Source organism: Psychrobacter sp. Ps6, from assembly GCF_022129235.1.
GTDB lineage: Bacteria > Pseudomonadota > Gammaproteobacteria > Pseudomonadales > Moraxellaceae > Psychrobacter.
This window is the reverse complement of the sequence record NZ_JADQAI010000024.1, coordinates 1-4,994: the sequence shown is the minus strand read 5'-3', so window position 1 is coordinate 4,994 and position 4,994 is coordinate 1. Positions and strand designations below refer to the sequence as shown.

At 42.7% G+C, this 4,994-nt stretch carries 1 protein-coding gene; it reads right to left on the bottom strand.

Annotated features, from left to right (window positions below; all coding sequences use genetic code 11):
• Positions 1-4,633, bottom strand: a 4,633-nt coding sequence (locus I3255_RS13070) for a GEVED domain-containing protein (protein WP_238039204.1), incomplete at its 3' end; no start/stop codon positions are given.
• Positions 4,634-4,994 lie beyond the last annotated feature (361 nt).

Below are 4,994 nucleotides of genomic sequence, written 5' to 3'. Positions count from 1 at the left end.
CAATAGAACCACCACCATAAGATCCCCCCATGGTTGCAATATCTAAAGGTACGGTCGTGAAAGTTTGAGTATTGAGGTCAATTTTAACTAGGGAATCCCAAGAAGTACGCCATACAATTAAATGGTTACCATCAGCGGTAACATCACCCGCAGTTGGGGAGCTTAAAACGGTTGACGTTGAGCTGTATCCGGTATGACGCAATGAATCTCCGGCTGCAAAATCAAAACTTTCCCCATCTTGCAGACGACGAATAGTGGTGGCAGATTCAGCGCGGATCTCCCCTAAATCGATGAAACTGGTCCCCGTTTTATCAGTCACAAACAGATGATGAATGCGATCGGCTTGTGACATATCGGTAAAAGTACCGTAAATCAACCCATTGATGCGGTTAAAGCCTAATGCATTAATATTGGCGATATTACTTTGATTCGTAATACTAATTGGGTTGACGATATCAGAGAAAGTAATCGGATCAACGGTTACATCTAATGAGTTATAGCTATAGTCTGTTGCCGCTATAGGTAAACGGGTTTGTACAATCAAATCACACTGATTATTACCGACAAGATCTGAGATAAGTACTCGATAATCTTCTACTTCGCCATCATTGGCCAACCCAATTGGGCTATTACACCCCACATCACTACACAGACGAACCCGCAAGTAGCTGTAACCTACGACGGCACCAGCTGGGATCGGGACACTGTAACTGTTATTACCAATAGCGGCAGAGGTATCGGCTACGACCTGCTCGCCCGCATCATCCCAATCACCGTCGAGGTTAAAATCTAACCAAGCATAGAGACGTTGTCCGGTACTTGTTCTGCCGCTGTCTTCAACCACATTGACTGTAATATCAAAGTTTTCCCCTTTGGTCGCAGACTGTACAAGTGTCACACCGTCTTCATCATCAAAATTGTTATTATCATCCGCAATGGCACCAATATCTTGCAAGTCGCCTAAATCAGCATCCCACAAATTACCCATTCGCAAATCGATAAAGCCATTATCATCAGTATCGGCCTGTACATGCATCGCACCATCATTTTCATATGTGGTGGTGTAATTATTAATGCCAGTACCAACTGTGGTATCCGGTGCATCACCTAAATCAGTACCCAGTACATTCGGAGCGGCAGTGAAACACCCTTTTTGTAAGTTGTACGCATCTCCCGTACTGCCTGTAAAGCCAAACCGAACTAAATTTCCACCTAAATCTGCAATTAAATCACGAGTAAAAGAGCCAACTAAGACCCCGTCCATGTAATACATCATGGTGTTCGTACTTGGGTCCCACTCAAACTGAGTAATGTGATAGCGCCCATCTTCTAATTCACCATTTGCAACAGACGTTGCAGCTATCAGCGTGTTCCCTGCTGACGGAGTATAAACATCACCATTTAAATAGACGGCGGTATGATCGATATGTTGACCTCCAACTGCATCATCTGTAGCGGCAATGTAAGTGTTATCAAAAGTATCAAATTCCACCACCATAGAAGGGGCGATTCGCGTTTCGGTTGAACCAAAGATATTGGCATTACCGATCCCATCAACGCCTAAATAGCCCCCTAAGCCACCTTGTGCGTTCAATCCGCGCGGGTCGTTAGACAACACAAAGGTCATACCGTCACCACCGGCTTCAATATTAAAAGGAGGCACAACATTAGCACTGCGATCACCTAGATACACAGCAAGCTCAATGTAAAACGGTTGATTTAAATCGATAAAACCGTAACTCCATAAGAAACCATATTGATTGGTTGCATTAGGGGTTACAACATACTCACCATTGGTATCAAGATAGGCATTTCCCGCTGCAAAGGCACGCGGTGCATCACAGGTTCCAGGCTGTACCGTATTGGAGATAATTGGCGTAACGGTATCGGTGTCATCTTCACCATTACCAAACCCATTATTAGGAGTGGAATCAATATCATTGATGCTGGTTTCTATAATCTCTGCGCTAATCGCTGGCGCAGTAAGAGATTGAGGTGCTAATCGGATCACCGCATAATCATTAAAGCCAAGGCCAACTGCGCCTAAATCCAACTCGCCCGTAACGGGATCATAGGTAGAGATTTCAGTGACTCCATCTCCTGCATAGGCTTTCACAAAACTGTATCCAGCAGGGATCGGCAAGGTTACTTTGGTATTAAGTGCTACTGTTGCTCCCATATTTTCGACACTGACCACCACATTAAAAGGAATACCTAAAGTGACATTCGCACTAGGGTCAAGGGCTAACATTAAGGCTAAATCGCCGGGTGGTTTAAGAGAAATAAGGTGATCTTCTACCTCACCATCCCCCGCGCTACCTGTTGGTTGAGCACACACTTCGCCGCTAGAACAGATACGTAAGCGAGCAAATGTATCCATAATTTGAACATCGGCAGGAACCGTAAAATTTAAGGTGCTATTACCTGATGCATTAACTGTAACAGTCGCTGTTTCATCGTTATCGAAAACACCATCCAAATCAAAATCAATCCAACCATATAAATTGTCACTACCCGATGTCACCACAGGAACAGTCAAAGAGAGAGTATCTCCAGCCACAAGAATGGTTGGAATGGATGGCTGAGTAAAGCCATCTTCATCATCAGGAGTTACACCATTGGTATCGTCACCATCAGCAGTGGCGGTTGGTTGACCATCATTTTCATTATCTGGCGTATTGCCCCCTAAATATGGCAAACCAACATCTGTTTGGTGACGAGGTCCATCTGCTGTTAATTCAGTCGCATAACCATCAACAGTTGGTGCATCGGCCCAATCTAATGGTACTGGAGCATAACGACAACGGGCACCATCATTGCCTGCAGCAGAAGCATTGGTTTGAGAGAACAGTGTCGCGGTATAGCTGCCAGCAGGTTTTGAGCCATCTAAAACATCAATACGGTAAATTCGACCTGGGGATGGATTTTCAGAGATATAAAAATAACCTTGGTCATCAAAATAAGCAGCGCCAAATGGGCCTATAGGAAGTCCAACAAGAGCCCCTAAAGACGTCCTTGTACCCGTAGTTGGATCAAAACGATACAGGGTATTATCAACTACTGAAACTGCGTATATTTGACCATCTATTGGATTAAAAGCAATATCAGCGTAATTTAAACTTGTGGTAGGGAGAGTTCCTACTTGGGTTAAATAAGTTTCACTATTGGGATTAGTATCAAATAGATAGAAGTTGCCACCATTATGCGCATACAAAATCCCATTATCATCGATATCACCATTATTAGCACCGCTTGGCATGGTTGAGTTAGTTATAGATAACGAGTAAGTGTTATAAGCACTATCAAATAAATTAAGCGTACTTGTCCCTTGTATTCCTGCTAATGTATTGGTCACCATTGAGTACCCAACAGCACTACCGGCTGTAACAGGAGAAGTTAACAGATCAATACTTCCTGTCGCTAAATTCACTGCATTAAGCTGAGTAACACCGCCACTACTTTGAGTTAAATATGCCGCTGACGAACAGATATCAAACGAACTTACCGCAAAGTCACCAAAATTAACGTTTGTGACTACTCCTGCACTAACGGTGACAATATTTGCACTACTGGATTGGAAAGTTGAGGGATCGCCTATCGTTCCTCCGACATAACTGCCCGTATTCGTATCTAATGTTGGAGCCGTTGGAGGACAAGTTGGTGAGGCTATATTGGTTTCATTTACGGCTTCATAGACTTTATAAGTACCAGCAATACCTGCTGTAATCGTATAAGATCCTGTTGTCGCATCAGATATAGCTGCATAACACAGCCCTGTTGTTGTATTATAAGCAACAATAGGAACTGCTACACCAAGACCTGTTTCTGAGCCATCTTTAATCCCGTTAGTTGCCGTCCCACCACCGCTACCATCATCATTAAAAACAAAGCCTGATATTTGAGCTGCAACAACTGTAATTAAATAATCTTCCACTTCTCCATCATCAACTAAATCTAATGGAGTGTTACAATCAGTATCAGAACAGACTCGAACCCTTAAATAAGTATTACCTAAAGATGCTGCTGCCGGAATAGTAATTGTATAATTTTGTGTTCCCGATGTAGCGGATGTATCAGTGATTACTTGTTCGTTGACATCGTCCCAATCACCATCTTGGTTCCAATCAGCCCATGCATATAACCTTAAGCCAACCAGCGTTGACTCAGGATCTTTAGTTATCGTAATTGAGGTATCGGCAGATCCTCCACGTATGAAGCTATCTGTCCATGTTACGCCATCCTCATCATCAGAACTATCTAGGTCATCAGCCGTTGCCGCAATATTATGTAAATTGCCGTCATCATTATCCCATAAGAGACCTAAGACAATATCATTTTGGCTGTCCCCATCAGTATCATTAAATGCATGTCCGGCTCCACCATTATCATAAAGCGTTTGATAATCACCAGAAGCCGTACCTGTTGAAGTATCAGGAGCATCGCCTAAGTCATAATCATTAGCCTGAAAAATTGCACCACCTAATGTACTAAATAACAAACGAACCGAATGAATAGAAGCATCATTAATTACACCAAGTCCCCATTGCACACCAATACCATTATCGGTTCCAGTATTAGTATTAAGTGTATTATCCAATAAAAAAGGAGAACTATTTAAATTCGTTCCTATCATGGTGGAATATTGTCCAGAAAAATAACGGTCCCAAGATCTATCAAGCTCAAGGTATCCCATAAACTGGTCATTAATTGTGTAATTTTTAGTTACCCCTACCAATGAATAAGGTGGAGAAGCTGGTTGATAGTTAGCTGTGTTATAAGGAATCGTAAATGCCGCGCCTTGATCCCCCCCATTTAAATAGGTATCAAATCCTTGCGCTAGACCAATACTAGAGCTATTCGAACCATCTGCTGAGTCGACACAATATTGTTGATCGAAAAACTCATCGCCATTAGTGTAAGTAATTTTCGTCACAATCCGAATGTCGCTATTATCAAACAAGTTATTACCATCACGATCCCAATAGCGTGATGAC